This is a genomic window from uncultured Friedmanniella sp. (assembly GCF_964244285.1).
Taxonomy (GTDB): Bacteria; Actinomycetota; Actinomycetes; order Propionibacteriales; family Propionibacteriaceae; genus Microlunatus.
Genome location: NZ_CAXTHT010000002.1, coordinates 324,728 through 341,480 on the forward strand (window position 1 = coordinate 324,728; position 16,753 = coordinate 341,480).

Below are 16,753 nucleotides of genomic sequence, written 5' to 3' on the forward strand. Positions count from 1 at the left end.
CGGTTCAGTAATCCTCAAGCAGCGATCTCGAGCAGCTTGTTACTCGTCAGTAGGTTCCGGGTCTACGCTGGCCGTCATGAGTGACTTCGACGTCTACCGGCTCACCGAGGAGCACGAGGCCTTCCGGGCCGCGGTGCGCGAGGTCTGCACCGAGAAGGTCGCTCCCCACGCGGCCGAGGCCGACGAGCTGGCCGAGTTCCCGAAGGCCTCCTTCGAGGCGCTGCGGGCAGCGGAGTTCCACGCGCCGCACGTCCCGGAGACCTACGGCGGCGTGGGGGCGGACGCGCTGGCCACGGTGATCGTGATCGAAGAGGTGGCCCGCGCCTGCGCGTCCAGCTCGCTCATCCCGGCGGTCACCAAGCTCGCCACCCTGCCCTGGATCCTCGCCGCCGACGAGGCGCTCAAGCGGCGCTACCTGCCGGCGATCGCCCGCGGCGACGCGATGGCCTCCTACTGCCTCTCCGAGCCCGACGCCGGTTCCGACGCCGTCAGCATGTCCACCCGGGCGGTCCGCGACGGCGACGGCTGGGTGCTGAACGGCACCAAGCGCTGGATCACCAACGCCGGCGTCTCCGACCTCTACACCGTCTTCGCCGTCACCGACCCGGCCGCCCGGTCCAGGGGCATCAGCGCCTTCGTGGTCGAGCGCGCCGACGAGGGCGTCTCCTTCGGCTCGCCGGAGAAGAAGCTGGGAATCAAGGGCTCGCCCACCTGCGAGGTCTACCTCGACGACGTCCGGATTCCCGGCGACCGCATCATCGGGGCCGAGGGAACGGGCTTCGCCACCGCCATGCGGACGCTCGACCACACCCGGGTGACCATCGCGGCCCAGGCCGTGGGCATCGCCCAGGGGGCGCTCGACTACGCCCTCGGGTACGTCAAGGAGCGTCAGCAGTTCGGCCGGGCCCTCGCGGAGTTCCAGGGCCTCCAGTTCATGCTCGCGGACATGGGCATGAAGCTGGAGGCCGCCCGCCAGCTCACCTACACCGCGGCCGCCAAGTCCGAGCGCGGCGACGCCGACCTGACCTACTTCGGGGCGGCGGCCAAGTGCTTCGCCTCCGACACCGCGATGGCGATCACCACCGACGCCGTCCAGCTGCTGGGCGGCTACGGCTACACCCGCGACTACCCGGTGGAGCGGATGATGCGGGACGCGAAGATCACCCAGATCTACGAGGGCACCAACCAGGTGCAGCGGATCGTGATGGCGCGCCAGCTGCTCGCCGGGCTGCCCGGGTAGCACAGCGGGTCGACGCGGAGACATCAGGCCAGAGGTGGGCGGGGCGACCGACGAGGTCGGTGCGAGCTCACCGCCCACCGCTGGCAGCACGTGGTGGCGCGGTTAAATTCTTACCCGGATCGCTTAGAAGATGGTGTGTCGTTACGTAGTTGGGACCTCAGCCGGCGTACTTCTTCAGGTCGGAGGTGTCGCCGCGGGCGAGGTCGCCGAACAGGTCCGCCGCCTTGGTCTGGTCCCAGAGGACGGCGGAACCGACCGGGGTCGAGGCGCCCGGGTCGGACACCGGCACCGTCAGCGTGAGGCCGTCCCCGCCGGCGATCTTGCGCATCGCCAGCGCGAGGGAGGCGACCTGGGTGAACGAGGTGTCCTCGCCCAGCACCACCGACTCGGCGGCCGCGTGGTTGAGCCGCCAGTACCGGACCGGGTTCGCCACGGTGGCCGGCGACGCCGCTTTGGCGGCCACCGCCGCCAGCATGGCCCGCTGCCGCTGCACCCGTCCGAGGTCACCGAGCGGGTCGGCCTTGCGCATCCGGACGTAACCGAGCGCGTTGGTGCCGTCCAGGACCTGACAGCCCTTCGGCAGGTCGAGGTGGCTGTCCTGGTCGCGGATCGCTTTCGGCAGGCACATCCTGATGCCGCCCAAGGCGTCGATGACGTCGGCGAACCCGCCGAGCCCGATCTCGAGGTAGCCGTCGATCCGCAGGCCGGTGTTCTGCTCGATCGTCTGCTCCAGCAGCTTCGGGCCGTCGTAGGCGAACGCCGCGTTGATCTTGTCCTTGCCATGCCCGGGCACGTCCACGTAGGAGTCGCGGGGGAGTGAGACCAGGGCCGGCTTGCCGCCGGGCGGGACCGAGACCAGCATGATCGTGTCGGTCCGCTGACCGGCGACCGAGCCGGTGCCGAGCTTCTTGCGCTGGGCCTTGGTCAGCCCTTCCCGGGAGTCGGAGCCGACGAGCAGGAACGTGGTGCCGGGCTGGTCCGCCGGCCGCTGGCCCGACGGCGCGTCGTCGACGTGGCTGACCTGCTGCCATGCGTAGGCCGGCACCCCGAACAACCAGGCCAGCGCGAGCACCAGCAGCAGCGCCAGGGCCCGCAGGGTGTTCCGGACGGGCCGGCGCCGTCGAGCCGGCCTCGTTGCCGGTGTCTCCGGGGGACCGTCCGGCGGGGGCGGCGGTCCGGGTGGCCGGCCCGGCTGAGGCCCTCGACCGGCCTGGCCGTAGCCGGGCACCGACGGGTAGCTGGGTGTGGCCGGGTATCCGGGGGGCAGCGGCGGTCGCTCGGGCACGACGGCCGGGGGAGCGGACAGCACCCGGGTCGGCTCCGGCTCGGCGTGCTTCGACCCCCGGTCGTAGAGCCAGTCGAGGTCGTCCTCGCGGCTGTGCGGCATGGCCCGAGGGTACTCGTCGGAGAGTGTCCCGCCCACGAGGAAATGGCGCGGCCACGGCGTGGCAGGGCCGGTCGCGAACCGGATCACGACGATACTGGCTGCGAATTCTGGGGGCGGGCGCCGCCGGAACCGACCTGCCCGCAAGACCGAAAGGCCCCACGTGTCGACTAGCACGGCGGACGACCCGCGCCGCCTCTCGGCTTCGCTGAGCACCGCCCAGGAGCGCAGCGAGCGGGTGAAGCTGCGTCGCGGTCTGACCTTCCTCGGGATGACTCTCGTGCTGCCCGGCTCCGCCCAGATCGCGGCAGGCAGCCGCCGGGTCGGCCGCGTGGCCGTACGGATCTGGGTGGCGCTCTGGGTGGTGCTGGCCCTCGTCGGCGTGCTCGCCCTGGTCTGGCGCAGCGGCGTCGTCGGCCTGCTGACCTTCGGTCCCACCCTGCGCGTGGTCCAGGTCCTGCTGATCGCGATGGGTATCGGCTGGGGCCTGCTGTTCCTGGACGCGTGGCGGATCTCCCGGCCGCCCGAGCTGGCCCGACGGCACCGGCTCGGGTTCGCCGCCCTCAACGTCGGTCTGGTCTTCGCGGTGGTCGGCGGGCTGTTCGCCTCGGCGGCGGTGGTCTCCTCCCAACGCGACTTCATGGCCACCGTCTTCGCCGGCGGCGGCGACCACGAGGCCAAGGCCGGTCGCTACAACGTGCTGCTGCTGGGCGGGGACGCCGGGGCCGACCGGGTCGGGCTGCGACCGGACAGCATGACGGTGGCCAGCGTCGACGCCCAGACGGGTCGGACGGTGCTGATCAGCCTGCCGCGCAACCTCGAGGACGTGCCGTTCCCGGAGTCCTCGCCGATGCACGCGAAGTTCCCGCACGGCTACTCCTGCCCCGACCACTCCTGCATGCTCAACGCGATCTACACCTACGCGAGCGAGCACAAGGACCTCTATCCGGGCGTCCGCAACCCGGGCGCGCAGGCCACCATGGAGGCGATCGAGGGCGCGACCGGACTGCACCTCAACTACTGGGCGCTGATCGACCTCAAGGGCTTCGAGGACCTGGTCGACGCCGTCGGTGGCATCACGATGGACGTCTACCGGCGGGTCCCCATCGGCGGCGGCCACGTCAAGATCTACGGCTACGTCGAGGCGGGCAAGAACCGGCACCTGAACGGCCGCGAGGCGTTGTGGTTCGCGCGCTCGCGCTCGGACTCCAGCGACTACGACCGGATGGTTCGGCAGAAGTGCGTGATGAACGCGATGCTCGACCAGCTCGACCCGACCACCGTGCTGACCAAGTTCAACAAGATCGCCGCCGCCGGCAAGGAAGTCGTCGCCACCAACGTGCCCACCTCCCAGGTCAACGCGATGATGGAGCTGGCGCTCAAGGCCAAGAAGCTGCCCACCTCGAGCCTGGCCGTCGTGCCCCCGCTGATCCAGCCCGGGGCGCCGAAGTTCTCGGTGATCCGCTCGGCCGTGGCCGCCAAGATCGCCGCGTCGGAAGCCAAGGACAACCCGAGCCCGGCGGCGACCCCGACCGCGTCGAGCTCAGCCAAGAAGAAGAAGCAGAGCGGCAGCACGAACTCCAAGGCCGACACCGACGACCTGACGGCGGTCTGTGCGGCCTGACGCCTCAGGCGCTGACAGGATGACCCGGTGAGCAGCGCGGACTGGCCCGGCGTGAGCGTGGTCATGCCCGTGCTCAACGAGGAGCGGCACCTGGCCGCCGCGGTGGGCCGGGTGCTGGACCAGGAGTACCCCGGCGAGCTCGAGGTGGTGCTGGCGATCGGGCCGAGTCGGGACGAGACGGCCGAGATCGCCGCCGGGATCGCCGCCGGTGACGCCCGGATCCGGGTGGTGCCCAACCCGGCGGGGCGGACGCCGCACGCCCTCAACGCCGGCGTGGCGGCCGCGCGGCACGACATCATCGTCCGGGTCGACGGTCATGGCGAGCTCACCGACGGCTACATCCGCCGCGCGGTCGAGCTGCTCGAGGAGACGGGCGCGGCGAACGTGGGCGGCGTGATGGACGCCCAGGGGACGACCCCGTTCGAGCAGGCTGTCGCCTCGGCGTACACCAGCCGGGTGGGTCTGGGTGGGTCGAGGTTCCACCTGACCTCCTCCCCGGCCGGTGAGGCGGAGACTGTGTTCCTCGGCGTGTTCCGGCGCGAGGCGCTGCAGGCCGTCGGCGGCTTCGACGAGACCATGCACCGGGCGCAGGACTGGGAGCTCAACCACCGGCTACGGGGCAGCGGGCGCCGGATCTGGTTCTCCCCGGAGCTGCGCGTCACCTACCGGCCGCGCTCGTCGCTGCGCGCCCTGGCCCAGCAGATGTACGACACCGGCAAGTGGCGTCGCGAGGTCATCCGCCGCCACCCCGACACCGCCAACCCCCGCTACCTCGCCCCGCCCGTCGCGGTGCTGGGGCTGGCGGTCGGGACGGCGGCGGGAGCCGTCGGAGCGCTCACCGGACGCCGGCTGCTCCGGCTGGGCTTCGCTGCACCGCTGGGCTACCTGAGCCTGGTCACGGTCGGCTCGCTGACGACCGGACCGATGCCGGCCCGGGCCCGGGCCTGGCTCCCGGTGGTGCTCGCGGTCACGCATGTCTGCTGGGGCGCCGGTTTCCTGGTGGGTCTGGAGCAGGACCGTCGGCGGGCCGGCTGAGACCAGCCGGTGACCGCCGACGAGCGGACCGACCGGTCGATCGGGCTCGGCCGGTCCCCGGTCGTCGAGGGCGACCTCTGACCCGGGGCGGGGCCCCGCTAGATTCGACCCAGACAACTTGACCTTTTGTCTGTACAAATGATTGACACCGATCGGGCGGAGCCCCTACGGTTTCAGAGAGCAGTAGCGGGAGGTGTCCCGCTGCTGAGGAGGAGTGACATGAGCAGCGACACGGGCGTCGTCGGCGGCCAGGGGACTGCTGCGCCGCTGGAGGTGCTGACCTTCGGTCGCGCCGGCGTGGACATCTACCCCCTGCAGGTCGGCGTCGGGCTCGAGGACGTCGAGACCTTCGGCAAGTACCTCGGCGGCACCACGGCCAACGTCGCCGTCGCCGCCGCCCGGCTGGGCCGGCGGACCGCGATCATCACCGGCGTCGGCGACGACCCGTTCGGGCGCTACGTGCGCCGGGAGCTGCGGGATCTCGGGGTGGACGACCGGCACGTGGTCACCAACAGCGAGTACGCGACGCCGGTCACCTTCTGCGAGATCTTCCCTCCGGACGACTTCCCGCTGTACTTCTACCGGAAGCCGACCGCCCCGGACCTCCAGGTACGGCCGGAAGACATCGACCTCGATGCCGTCCGTGCCACGGCGCTGATGTGGCTCTCGGTCACCGGGCTGAGCGAAGAGCCCAGCCGTGAGTCGCACCACGCCGTGCTCGAGGCCCGGGCTCGTCGGACCCACACCGTCCTCGATCTCGACTACCGGCCGATGTTCTGGGCGACCCCGGCCCACGCGACGGAGCAGATCCAGCGCGTCCTGCCGCAGGTGAGCGTGGCCGTGGGCAACCGCGAGGAGTGCGAGGTGGCCGTTGGTGAGACCGAGCCCGAGCGGGCCGCGGACGCCCTGCTGGCCGCCGGGGTCGAGCTCGCCGTGGTCAAGCAGGGTCCGAGAGGTGTGCTGGCCAAGACCCGCTCGGGAGAGCGCGTGGAGAGCCCGCCGATCCCGATCCGCCCGTTGAACGGCCTGGGCGCCGGCGACTCGTTCGGCGGCTCGCTCTGCCACGGGCTGCTCGCGGGCTGGCCGCTGGAGACCATCCTGCAGAACGCCAACGCTGCTGGGGCCATCGTGGCCTCGCGGCTGGAGTGCTCGACCGCGATGCCCACCCAGGCCGAGATCGAGACGCTGATCGCCGGCGGGGACCCGAACGAGGCACTGGCCGACCGGCTGGCTGTCCACTTCTCTCCGGCGCCGTCCCGGTGACCGCGACCATCGGCCTGGGCGTCCGGGCCACCGCGGCCGGCTTCGTCGGCTCCGTGGCCGACATCAACGAGGTGCGCGCCCGCGAGCCGCAGCGGGTCAGGCAGCTGTTGCTGGCCCGCCGCCGCCGCGAGCTGCTCGGGCCCGACGGCCGGCTGATGATCATCGCGTGCGACCACCCCGCGCGGGGAGCCCTGTCGGCCGGCGGTCGTCCCGGAGCCATGAACAGCCGGGTCGAGCTGCTCGAGCGGCTGGCCACGGCACTGGCGCGCCCGGGCGTGGACGGCCTGCTGGCCACCGCCGACATCGCCGAGGACCTGCTGCTGATGGGCGCCCTGGAGGGGCACCTGGTCTTCTCCTCGATGAACCGCGGCGGGTTACAGGGCGCAGCCTTCGAGATGGACGACCGGCGGACCGGCTACGACGTCCAGGGCACGGTCGAGGCCCGCTTCGACGGCGCCAAGATGCTCACCCGGATCGACCTGGACGACCCGGGCACCGTCGCCACGCTGGAGCAGTGCGGCCAGGCCGTGACCGAGCTCAACCGGGCCGAGCTGATCGCCCTGGTCGAGCCGTTCATGTCGCGGCGGGTCGACGGGCGGGTGGTCAACGACCTCAGCCCGGACGCGGTGATCAAGTCCGTGCACATCGCCCAGGGACTGGGAGCCTCGAGCGCGTACACCTGGATGAAGCTGCCGGTCGTCGACGAGATGGAGCGGGTGATGGAGTCGACCACCCTGCCCACCCTGCTGCTGGGCGGGGACCCCGACGGCTCGCCTGAGGAGACCTACGCCTCCTGGCAGGCGGCGCTGGCCCTGCCCTCGGTCCGGGGGCTGGTGGTGGGGCGGACGTTGCTCTACCCGGCCGACGACGACGTGGCGAAGGCGGTCGACACCGCCGTCTCGCTCGTGCGATGAGTGGCGCGGTGAGCGGCTACTACGTCCCCGCGGGCACGGGTTCGGCGGGGGAGTACGACCTCGAGGTCACGCCCGAGTCGGCGTCCTGGGGCTACTCCAGCCTGCGCGTGCTGTCGTTGGAGCCGGCCGGGACCCACACGTTCGACACCGCCGGGGACGAGGTGCTGGTCCTCCCGCTCAGCGGGTCGCTCGCGGTCGAGGCTGACGGGACGCACCTCGAGCTCGACGGGCGCACGTCGGTCTTCTCCGGCCCCACCGACTTCGCGTACCTGCCTCCCGCCACCGTCGCCACGCTGCACTCGGCGGCCGGCGGCCGGTTCGCGCTCTGCGGCGCTCGGACCGACCGGAGGCTGCCGGTGCGCTACGGACCGGTGGCCGGGGTGCCGGTCGAGCTGCGCGGAGCGGGCCAGTCGAGCCGTCAGGTGCGCAACTTCGCCACGCCTGCGGCTCTGGAGGCCGGTGCGATCATCACGTGTGAGGTGATCACCCCGGGTGGCAACTGGTCGTCCTACCCGGCCCACAAGCACGACGAGGCAGGAGAGACCGAGTCCGAGCTGGAGGAGATCTACTACTTCGAGATCGCCGCCGGCCCGCACGGCGAGCCGGGGCTCGGCTTCATGCGCACCTCGTCCTCGCCGGGCCACGAGATCGACCTCTGCGAGGAGGTGCACGACCGCGACACCGTCCTCGTCCCCTACGGGTGGCACGGCCCCTGCGTCGCCGCCCCGGGCCACGACATGTACTACCTGAACGTGATGGCCGGCCCGCCGCATCCCGGGTCCGACCAGGCCGGGCGGGCCTGGCTGATCTCCGACCACCCCGACCAGACCTGGGTCCGCGACTCCTGGACCGAACAGGCCGTCGACCCTCGTCTCAGCAATCCCGCCTCCCGCAGGCCGACGACGGCACCGGACGTGTCCTGATCTCGTCGATGATCAACCGAGACCTCAACCCAGCAAGGAAGCAGGAGCAGTAGTGGCAGCCAAGATCATCATCGGCACGGCGCCGGACTCGTGGGGCGTCTGGTTCCCCAGCGACCCCGAGCAGGTGCCGGCCAGCACCTTCCTCCGGGAGGTCGTCGAAGCCGGGTACGAGGCGATCGAGCTCGGCCCGTACGGCTACCTGCCCAGCTCGCCGACCGAGCTGCAGGAAGCGCTCGACGAGCACGGCCTGATCGTGCTCGCCGGGACGGTCTTCTCCCACCTCCACCAGCCCGGCGCCTGGGACTACACCTGGAAGCAGGTCGCCGACGTGGCCGCGCTCACGCAGGCCGTCGGTGGCGAGCACATCGTGGTGATCCCCGAGCCGTGGCGGGACCACAAGACGGGCGCTCCGAAGGAGAGCCGCGACCTCACCGACGAGCAGTGGTCCCTGCTGACCAGCCAGACCGACGAGCTCGGCCGGCGGATCCTGGAGGAGTACGGACTGCACGTCCAGTTCCACTCCCACGCCGACACCCACGTGGGCTACCAGCCGGAGATCGAGCGCTTCCTCGAGTCGACGAACCCCGAGTACGTGAACCTCTGCCTGGACACCGGCCACGTCGCCTACTACGGCGGGGACTGCCTGGAGCTGATCGGCAGGTACCCCGACCGGATCGGCTACGTGCACCTCAAGCAGGTCAACCCCGAGATCGTCGCCCGGGTGCTGGACTCCGACCTCTCCTTCCCGGAGGCGGTCCGGATGGGCTCGATGATCGAGCCGCCCCTCGGCGTCCCGGCCATGCCTCCGCTGCTCGAGGCGCTGAGCGCTCTCGGCCGTGACATCAGCGGCATCATCGAGCACGACCTGTATCCGACCACCCCCGAGGTGCCGCTGCCGATCGCCAGGCGCACCCGGACCTACCTCGCCTCCTGCAGTGGGGCCGACATCGACCTGGGGGACCGCTCATGAGCACCGTCGGACAGGCTCAGGGAACGGGGGAGCTCCGGATCGCCGTGCTCGGGGTCGGCATGATGGGCGCGTTCCACGCGGAGGCGCTCAGCAGCCGGATCCGCGGCGCCCGCGTCACGGTGGTCAGCGACTTCTTCGACGCCTTGGCCGAGGAGATCGCGACCCGGATCGGCGCCCGGGTCGAGAGCGACCCGATCGCCGCGATCCGCGCCGAGGACGTGGACGCGGTGTTGATCGCGACGCCCGGCAAGGCGCACGACGAGCAGGTCAATGCCTGCCTCGACGCACGGATCCCGGTGCTCTGCGAGAAGCCGCTGACCACCGACATCGCCTCCTCCCGCGCGATCGTGGAGAAGGAGTCCAGGCTCGACCGGCCGCTTGTCCAGGTCGGCTTCATGCGTCGCTTCGACCCCGAGTACGTCGCGCTCAAGAAATTGATCACCGACGGTGGTCTGGGCAACCCACTGGTGGTCCACTGCACGCACCGGAACCTCGCCGTGCCTGAGAGCTTCAACTCCGAGTTCATGATCAGGGACTCCGTGGTGCACGAGGTCGACGTCTCGCGGTTCCTGCTGGACGAGGAGATCATCAGCGTCCAGGTGATCAAGGGCGTAGCCACCGGTGCGGCGCCGGCGGGCGTCTCCGACCCGATGATCGTGGTCTTCGAGACCGCGTCCGGCCGGATCGTCACCGACGAGATCTACGTGCGGACCGGGGTGGGGTACGAGGTGCGCACCGAGGTCGTGGGCGAGCGCGGCAGCGCCACCATCGGCCTCGACCAGAACCTGGTGGTCAAGAGCGGCGACGGCCGGTGGGGCGGCGCGGTCACCCCCGGCTTCGTCGAGCGGTTCGGCGTCGCCTACGACATCGAGCTGCAGCGGTGGGTGGACGCCGCCCGCCGGGGCACGATCGACGGCCCCGGCGCCTGGGACGGCTACGCCGCCGTGGCCGTCTGCGAGGCCGGCGTCGAAGCTGTCCGCACCGGACAGAAGGTGGCCGTCGACCTGGGTCCGTCGGTGACCGCCGGTGTGGCTACCGCGGGGATCACGGCACCGGACCTGGAGGCCGCCACGTGAGGCTGGCCCTCGACCCGCAGATGTTCTTCGCCACCCACAGCGTGTGGGAGCTGCCGGACGTGGTGGCCGGCCTCGGCTACGCGTGGATGGAGCTCTCGCCGAAGGCCGACTTCGTGCCGTTCTTCAAGCACCCCCGGGTCGACGACGCCGGCGTGCGCAAGCTGCGGAAGGTGGCGGCCGACGCCGGCGTGGGCATCGCCTCGCTGCTGCCGGTGCTGCGCTGGTCCGGTCCCAGCGAGGACGAGCGGGTCGCCGCGGTGCGAGCGTGGAAGCGGACCATCCAGATCGCGGTCGACCTCGGCGTGGACACGATCAACACCGAGTTCAACGGCCGGCCGGAGGCGGCCGAGCACGCCGAGGCCCAGTTCCTGAAGTCTCTCGACGAGCTGCTGCCCGTCTTCGAGCGGGAGGGGATCTCGCTGGTCCTGGAGCCGCACCCCGACGACTTCGTCGAGGACGGCCTGGAGGCGCTCCAGCTGGTCCGGGGGCTGAACCGGGACTGGATCGGCTTTCTCTACTGCACGCCGCACGCCTTCCACCAGGGCCATCCCGCAGCAGCAGTCATCGGGGCAGCGGCGGAGAAGCTGCGCTACGTGCACCTGGCCGACGCGTTCGACCACACGGCCTCGAACGGCCTGCGCTACATCACCAACCCGCCCGGCAACTCGGTCCGGGTGCACCAGCACATGGAGATGGGCCGCGGCGAGGTCGACTACGAGGCCGTGTTCGCCGCCCTGGCCGCGGTCGGCTTCGACGGCACCGTCTCCAGCTGCGTCTTCGGCTTCGAGGAGGACGCGCGCGGCGTCTCCGAGCGGCAGCGGGACAAGGCACTCGACCTGCTCGACCGCCACTTCGGCGCCGGCACCGGTGCCGCGGCCTCCACCTCTCTCACCACCTGACACCACCCACCTTCGACGAGGAGACACTCATGGCATCGACGCTCCACCACTGGCGCAACGGCTCGACGTTCGAGGGCAGCGGCGGCCGCTTCTCCGACGTGACCAATCCCGCGACCGGCGAGGTCAGCGCGCAGCTGGCGCTGGCGTCGGAGGCCGACGTCGAGGCGGTGGTCGCGGCTGCCCGCGCCGCCTTCCCGGCCTGGCGGGACACGTCCCTGGCCAGGCGGACCCAGATCCTGTTCGCCTTCCGCGAGCTGCTGAACGCCCGCAAGGAGGAGCTGGCGGCCATCATCACCAGCGAGCACGGCAAGGTGCTCTCCGACGCCCTCGGCGAGGTGAGCCGCGGCCAGGAGGTGGTCGAGTTCGCCTGCGGGATGCCGCACCTGGTCAAGGGGGCGTTCACCGAGAACGCCTCGACCAAGGTCGACGTGCACTCGGTCCGCCAGCCGCTGGGCGTCGTGGGGATCATCTCCCCGTTCAACTTCCCGGCGATGGTGCCGATGTGGTTCTTCCCCATCGCCATCGCGACCGGCAACACCGTGGTGGTGAAGCCGAGTGAGAAGGTGCCGAGCGCAGCACTGTGGATGGCGGAGCTGTGGAAGGAGGCCGGGCTGCCCGACGGCGTCTTCAACGTCCTGAACGGCGACAAGGTGGCCGTGGACGGCCTGCTCACCCACCCCGACGTGGCCTCGATCTCCTTCGTCGGGTCCACCCCCATCGCGCGGTACGTCTACGAGACCGGTACCAGCCACGGCAAGCGGGTGCAGGCCCTGGGCGGGGCGAAGAACCACATGCTGGTGCTCCCGGACGCCGATCTCGACCTGGCCGCGGACCAGGCCGTCAACGCCGGCTACGGCTCGGCGGGGGAGCGGTGCATGGCGATCTCCGCCGTGCTCGCCGTCGGCCCGATCGCCGACGAGCTGGTGGGCAAGATCAAGGAGCGCACGGTCGGGCTGCGGACCGGTGACGGTCGCCGCGGCTGTGACATGGGACCGCTGGTCACCGCCGTCGCCCGGGACCGGGTGACCGGCTACGTCGACGCGGGCGAGCAGGCCGGCGCGACCCTCGTGGTCGACGGCCGGTCGGTCCAGCCCGACAGCGACGGCGACGGCTTCTACGTCGGCCCGACGCTGTTCGACCACGTGACCACCGACATGAGCATCTACACCGACGAGATCTTCGGCCCGGTGCTCTCGGTCGTCCGGGTCGACAGCTACGCCGAGGGGGTCAAGTTGATCAACGACAACCCGTACGGCAACGGCACCGCCATCTTCACCAACGACGGTGGCGCCGCGCGGCAGTTCCAGAACGAGGTGCAGGTCGGCATGATCGGGATCAACGTCCCCGTCCCGGTGCCGATGGCCTACTACTCCTTCGGCGGGTGGAAGAACTCGCTCTTCGGCGACAGCCACGCCCACGGCATCGAGGGCGTCCACTTCTTCACCCGCGGCAAGGTCATCACCTCGCGCTGGCTCGACCCGAGCCACGGCGGCCTCAACCTGGGCTTCCCGCAGAACGACTGAGCGGCGCCCCGCCCCGCCCTCGTCGCGACCGACCTCCAGGAGACATCATGGCTGACCTCACGCTCGGGCTGGTCGGGGTCGGTCGCATCGGCGTCATGCACGCCCGGACCATCGCTGCCCTGCGGCAGGACCTCCGGCAGCGCGGCGGGGACCTGCAGCTCGTCCTGACCGACGTGGCGGCCGAGCACGGACAGGCCGTGGCCACCGAGCTGGGGGCGGAGTTCGTCGGGTCGGTGCCCGAGCTGGTCGGGCGGGGCATCGACGGCCTGGTCGTCGCCACCGGGACCGGCACGCACCCGGAGCTCATCCGGGCCGGGGTCGAGGCCGGGATCCCGGTCTTCTGCGAGAAGCCGGTGGCGGCGGACGTGGCCACCTCGCTACCGGTGCTGGAGCACATCCGTAGGCACGGCGGCGAGGTGATGATCGGGCACCAGCGGCGATTCGACCGCGGCTACCTGGAGGCGAAACGGGCCTACGCGGCCGGCGAGCTCGGCTGGATCCACGCGATGCGGGCCGTGACCTGCGACATGTCGCCACCCTCGATCGACTTCCTGCGCACCTCAGGGGGCCTCTTCCGAGACTGCTCGGTGCACGACTTCGACATCCTCCGCTGGCTCACCGACTCCGACATCGTCGAGGTCTACGCCCGCGGCTCCAACCGGGGCGACCCGGCCATCGGCGCGGTCGGTGACGTGGACAGCGCGCTCGCCCTGGTCACGCTGGCCGACGGCACCCTCGCCTCGGTCTCGGCGAGCCGCTACAACGGCGCCGGCCACGACGTCCGGCTCGAGATCCAGGGTTCGCAGGGTTCGCTCCTGGTGGGCCTCGACCACGCGACGGCGCTGCGGTCGGCTGAGCCGGGAGTGGTCTTCCCGGCCGGCCCACCGCACCGGACGTTCGCCGAGCGCTTCGCGGCGGCCTACCGGGCCGAGCTCGTCGCCTTCACCGAGCTCGTCCGGGGCGAGCGGGCGAACCCGTGCACCCCGGAGGACGCCGTGGCCGCGGCTGCGGCGGCCGACGCGGCCCAGGAGTCGTTGGCCACGGGGCGTCCCGTCCGGCCCGGCGGCCGGTAGACCCCGCAACGAGGTCCACCCGGCCGGCCTGACGCTCAGCGACGGCGGACCGGCGCTGGGCTGAGGTCGTCGGGCCAGGGTCAGGCCGGCGGCCACCAGCCAGAGCGTCAGCACGACCGGGAGCGAGACGACGCCGAGCTGGTCAGCGGCGACGGCAACGGGGTTGGCGGCGCCGATGCGCGCGGCCAGCCAGCCGGCGGCCGCGACCCCCGTGGCCAGGGATGCGACCACCCGCAGGGTCCGGTAGCGCCCGCAACGAGCGAGCAGGATCAGCGGCGGCAGGACGAGAGCGACCACGATCAGCTGCATCGCCTCGATACCGAGATTGAACCCCAGCAGGGACAGCACCAGCCGGGACCCGCGGAGGTCGAGGTCACGCAGCGTTGTGGAGAAGGCGAGGCCGTGTACCAGCCCGAACGCGGCCGCGACCAGCGCCTCGCGGCCGGGGAAGAGCGGACGCAGGGCGTGTCCGGCGGCCACGAGGATGCTGGCGGCGATGGCCGCTTCGACGAGGTGCTGGGGGACCGGTACTCCCAGTGCGCCGAGAGCAAGCGTCGTCGAGTGGCCGAGGGTGAAGGCGAGCGTGATGGTGCCGACCCGTCGGAACGCCCGGCCGCGCGAGACCACGCCGGTCCACCGGCGGCGGCGCGCGAGCAACGGAGCCGGCAGCAGCAGGGTCAGCAGGAAGAGCTGGTGGTCGGTGCCCTCCCTGATGTGCTGCATGCCGAGGGCGACCATGCTGAGGAAGCCGCGATAGCTGCTGCCCGTGCCGAGATCGACGTGCAGCGGTTGGACGGTGTCGGTGACGGTGTCGCGCTGGACCACGCCGACCTCGTAGGGGTCGTCGACGTGGCCACTGGCCCAGTCCGAGCGCACGGTGACGATCACCACGTGGGTGGCGACGCGATCGACGACGGCGTCGTAGCCGAGGTTGAACGAGCGGTCCCCGGCGCCGGCCGGCGGGGTCAGCACCACGATGGCCTGCAGCTGGGCGTACACCCCCGTCGTGGCCGGGTTGCCCGTCTCGCTCACCGTGAGTGCGCCGACCGTGGTGGACCAGGCCCGGCCGTCGTCGCTCGTCGGCTCGACGTGGGCGAGCAGGTAGGAGCGGACTGCCGCAGCCTGCTCGTCCACCTCCGGCTGGGAGCCGCTGCCGAGGTCGAGGCCGCTCGCCGCCTCGACGTCGGTCACGGGGATCGACACCAGCGCGGTGACCGCATCCGCGCCGACGTCGAGCTGGACGCTCGACGTGGGCACCATGTGGGCGGAGGCGGCCGGCGCGGCCAGCAGCGCCGCGCAGGCGCACGCGAGGACGACGGCGACGGCCCTCAGCAGCCGGACGAGTGCCACCTGAGGGGACCCCGGACGCATCAGCTCTTGGTTCCGCCGTAGTCGGTCGACCGGTCGCGCCAGACGGAGTGCGGGTGGTTCCCCGAGAGCACGATGCCGTGCTGCATGGAGAACTCGATCCATACCGAGGGGCCGTCGATGCGGACGTAGTCGTTCTGCTCGGTCAGGGCGGTCGTGCCCGACCAGGCGACGGAGGTGCTGTCCAGCTCGCCCTCGTACCTGGCCAGGATGGTCTTCGCGTCGTCGTCGGCGATGTCGTCGACATAGGTCGCGATGGCGGCGAGCGTCAGCTTCTTCTGTCCCGCCGACAGGGTCGAGACCTTGACGCCGGAGCGGGAGGCGGGGAACTGCCAGTCCTTGCCGGGGGTCAGCACGAGATCGGTGAAGGTGTCCGTCAGCTTGGCGGTGGCGAGCTGGTCGGCGGACAGCCCGGCCAGCAGAGCCGTGAACGCGGCCTGTTTGACCCTGAGCGGCTGGTTCGTCCTCCCGTTCAGCTCGAAGGCGGTGTTCGGCTCGACGCCTCGGAACGAGGGGGTGGCCCCGGCCAGCTGGCCGTCGACGTAGGTGTTCGCGACGGCCATGTGGTGTCCACCGAACTGGAACTCCCAGGTGCCGGAGTCCGACGGGCTGCCGAGCAGGGCGACGTAGAAGTTCTTCCGTCCGTAGGTGTCGCCTCCCCCGTGGGTGCCGAGGTAGTCGTCCGCGTTCAGCTGCTGCTCGAGCTCGTCGTAGCCGAGGCCGCTCGCGCTACCGGTCGCGGCCTTGAGCAGCGTCGTGAACGCGGCCAGCTGCTGGTCGTCGAGGGCGCCCAGGTTGATCCCGACCCGCGACTGGCTGGCGCCGCCACCTCCACCAGGACCGCCACCGGGCGCGTCCGAACCGGCACCCGGGCCACCGCTGGGCATGCTTGCGGACGGCATGCTCCCTGAGGGCATGCCGCCGCCGTCACCGGTCAGCAGTCCCTGGGGCAGGTTGGACCACCGCTTGGCGTTGGCCAGGCTGTAGTCCAGGAGCACGGTGGACTGCTGGTCGGCGTCGAGGGTTCGGTAGAAGGCCTGGGCCAGGGCAGCCACGCCACCCGAAGCGGCGGGGCCGGCTGCGGAGGCGGTCGAGGCCGCGGACGGGGACGCCGGGCTGGCCGCCCCCGACGCGGCACCGCAGCCGGCTGCGGCGAGGAGGACGGCCGGCACGCCTGCGAGGAACAGTCGCCGAGACACCGGGGCCGTCGAGGTGGTTGGGCTGGGGTTCACGTTCACGGGCTGAAAGGTACGTGGCCTTCCTGCGCTCCGGTGTGTCTTCCCTGTGGTTCTGCTGTGACCCTCGAGGGGCGACCGTCGCGGTTCGCGCCCACAGGTTTCGCAGAGGCGGCGACGTCACCTCCTGGCGATGCCCAGAGCGGGGCCCTCCTCGTCGCCGTGACGAGCTCGTCGGGGCGGTGGTCGCCAGGGCGGTGGTGGGGGACCCGGGGGCTGAGCCGGC

13 protein-coding genes and 1 pseudogene are annotated in these 16,753 nt (G+C 71.5%); 11 read left to right on the plus strand and 3 right to left on the minus strand.

Features of this window, described 5'->3' with window-relative positions:
- Positions 1-76: 76 nt before the first annotated feature.
- Positions 77-1,240 (plus strand): acyl-CoA dehydrogenase family protein, encoded by a 1,164-nt coding sequence (locus tag ACFE7W_RS05800; protein ID WP_375423844.1) that lies wholly within the window; start codon positions 77-79, stop codon positions 1,238-1,240.
- 157 nt (positions 1,241-1,397) lie between these two features.
- On the opposite strand, the gene ACFE7W_RS05805 is transcribed toward ACFE7W_RS05800, so the two are convergent.
- Positions 1,398-2,627, minus strand: a complete 1,230-nt coding sequence (locus tag ACFE7W_RS05805; protein ID WP_375423845.1) for an LCP family protein — start codon at positions 2,625-2,627, stop codon at positions 1,398-1,400.
- Positions 2,628-2,787: 160 nt separating this feature from the next.
- On the opposite strand from ACFE7W_RS05805, the gene ACFE7W_RS05810 reads away from it, so the two are divergent.
- The 10 genes from ACFE7W_RS05810 to ACFE7W_RS05855 all read left to right on the plus strand — a co-directional run bounded on the left by ACFE7W_RS05810 (position 2,788) and on the right by ACFE7W_RS05855 (position 13,924).
- Positions 2,788-4,248 carry an LCP family protein gene (locus ACFE7W_RS05810; RefSeq protein ID WP_375423846.1) on the plus strand — a complete coding sequence of 487 codons (1,461 nt, stop codon included), beginning with the start codon at positions 2,788-2,790 and terminating at the stop codon, positions 4,246-4,248.
- A 27-nt stretch (positions 4,249-4,275) separates the two neighbouring features.
- The gene (locus ACFE7W_RS05815; RefSeq protein ID WP_375423847.1) at positions 4,276-5,283 is read left to right on the plus strand and encodes a glycosyltransferase family 2 protein; all 1,008 of its coding nucleotides are present in this window, start codon (positions 4,276-4,278) and stop codon (positions 5,281-5,283) included.
- A 219-nt stretch (positions 5,284-5,502) separates the two neighbouring features.
- Positions 5,503-6,546, plus strand: a complete 1,044-nt coding sequence (gene iolC, locus ACFE7W_RS05820) for a 5-dehydro-2-deoxygluconokinase (RefSeq protein ID WP_375423848.1) — start codon at positions 5,503-5,505, stop codon at positions 6,544-6,546.
- Positions 6,547-6,599: 53 nt separating this feature from the next.
- Positions 6,600-7,460, plus strand: a complete 861-nt coding sequence (locus ACFE7W_RS05825) for a deoxyribose-phosphate aldolase (RefSeq protein ID WP_375424210.1) — start codon at positions 6,600-6,602, stop codon at positions 7,458-7,460.
- Complete coding sequence (iolB, locus tag ACFE7W_RS05830) at positions 7,457-8,383, plus strand: 5-deoxy-glucuronate isomerase (protein WP_375423849.1); 927 nt, start codon at positions 7,457-7,459, stop codon at positions 8,381-8,383. Before ACFE7W_RS05825 ends, iolB begins: the two co-directional genes overlap by 4 nt.
- A gap of 52 nt (positions 8,384-8,435) precedes the next feature.
- Positions 8,436-9,353 (plus strand): TIM barrel protein, encoded by a 918-nt coding sequence (locus ACFE7W_RS05835; RefSeq protein WP_375423850.1) that lies wholly within the window; start codon positions 8,436-8,438, stop codon positions 9,351-9,353.
- Positions 9,350-10,429: a Gfo/Idh/MocA family protein gene (locus ACFE7W_RS05840; protein WP_375423851.1), complete on the plus strand. Its 1,080-nt coding sequence runs from the start codon at positions 9,350-9,352 to the stop codon at positions 10,427-10,429. The genes ACFE7W_RS05835 and ACFE7W_RS05840 overlap by 4 nt, the downstream gene beginning before the upstream one ends.
- Positions 10,426-11,328, plus strand: a complete 903-nt coding sequence (locus ACFE7W_RS05845; protein ID WP_375423852.1) for a sugar phosphate isomerase/epimerase family protein — start codon at positions 10,426-10,428, stop codon at positions 11,326-11,328. Before ACFE7W_RS05840 ends, ACFE7W_RS05845 begins: the two co-directional genes overlap by 4 nt.
- Before the next feature lie 29 nt (positions 11,329-11,357).
- Positions 11,358-12,851: a CoA-acylating methylmalonate-semialdehyde dehydrogenase gene (locus ACFE7W_RS05850; RefSeq protein WP_375423853.1), complete on the plus strand. Its 1,494-nt coding sequence runs from the start codon at positions 11,358-11,360 to the stop codon at positions 12,849-12,851.
- 47 nt (positions 12,852-12,898) lie between these two features.
- Positions 12,899-13,924: a Gfo/Idh/MocA family oxidoreductase gene (locus tag ACFE7W_RS05855; RefSeq protein WP_375423854.1), complete on the plus strand. Its 1,026-nt coding sequence runs from the start codon at positions 12,899-12,901 to the stop codon at positions 13,922-13,924.
- A 270-nt stretch (positions 13,925-14,194) separates the two neighbouring features.
- Here ACFE7W_RS05855 and ACFE7W_RS05860 read toward each other — a convergent pair.
- A pseudogene (locus ACFE7W_RS05860) lies at positions 14,195-15,397 on the minus strand (HupE/UreJ family protein); the annotation flags it as partial.
- Positions 15,295-16,524 (minus strand): DUF3500 domain-containing protein, encoded by a 1,230-nt coding sequence (locus ACFE7W_RS05865; RefSeq protein ID WP_375423855.1) that lies wholly within the window; start codon positions 16,522-16,524, stop codon positions 15,295-15,297. The gene ACFE7W_RS05865 and the pseudogene ACFE7W_RS05860, both read right to left, overlap by 103 nt.
- Positions 16,525-16,753 lie beyond the last annotated feature (229 nt).

Coding starts and splice junctions, on each gene's coding strand:
- iolC (WP_375423848.1), top strand. CDS start 5,503: ATGAGCAGCGACACGGGCGTCGTCGGCGGCCAGGGGACTGCTGCGCCG.
- ACFE7W_RS05855 (WP_375423854.1), top strand. CDS start 12,899: ATGGCTGACCTCACGCTCGGGCTGGTCGGGGTCGGTCGCATCGGCGTC.
- ACFE7W_RS05800 (WP_375423844.1), top strand. CDS start 77: ATGAGTGACTTCGACGTCTACCGGCTCACCGAGGAGCACGAGGCCTTC.
- ACFE7W_RS05840 (WP_375423851.1), top strand. CDS start 9,350: ATGAGCACCGTCGGACAGGCTCAGGGAACGGGGGAGCTCCGGATCGCC.
- ACFE7W_RS05850 (WP_375423853.1), top strand. CDS start 11,358: ATGGCATCGACGCTCCACCACTGGCGCAACGGCTCGACGTTCGAGGGC.
- ACFE7W_RS05805 (WP_375423845.1), bottom strand. CDS start 2,627: ATGCCGCACAGCCGCGAGGACGACCTCGACTGGCTCTACGACCGGGGG.
- iolB (WP_375423849.1), top strand. CDS start 7,457: ATGAGTGGCGCGGTGAGCGGCTACTACGTCCCCGCGGGCACGGGTTCG.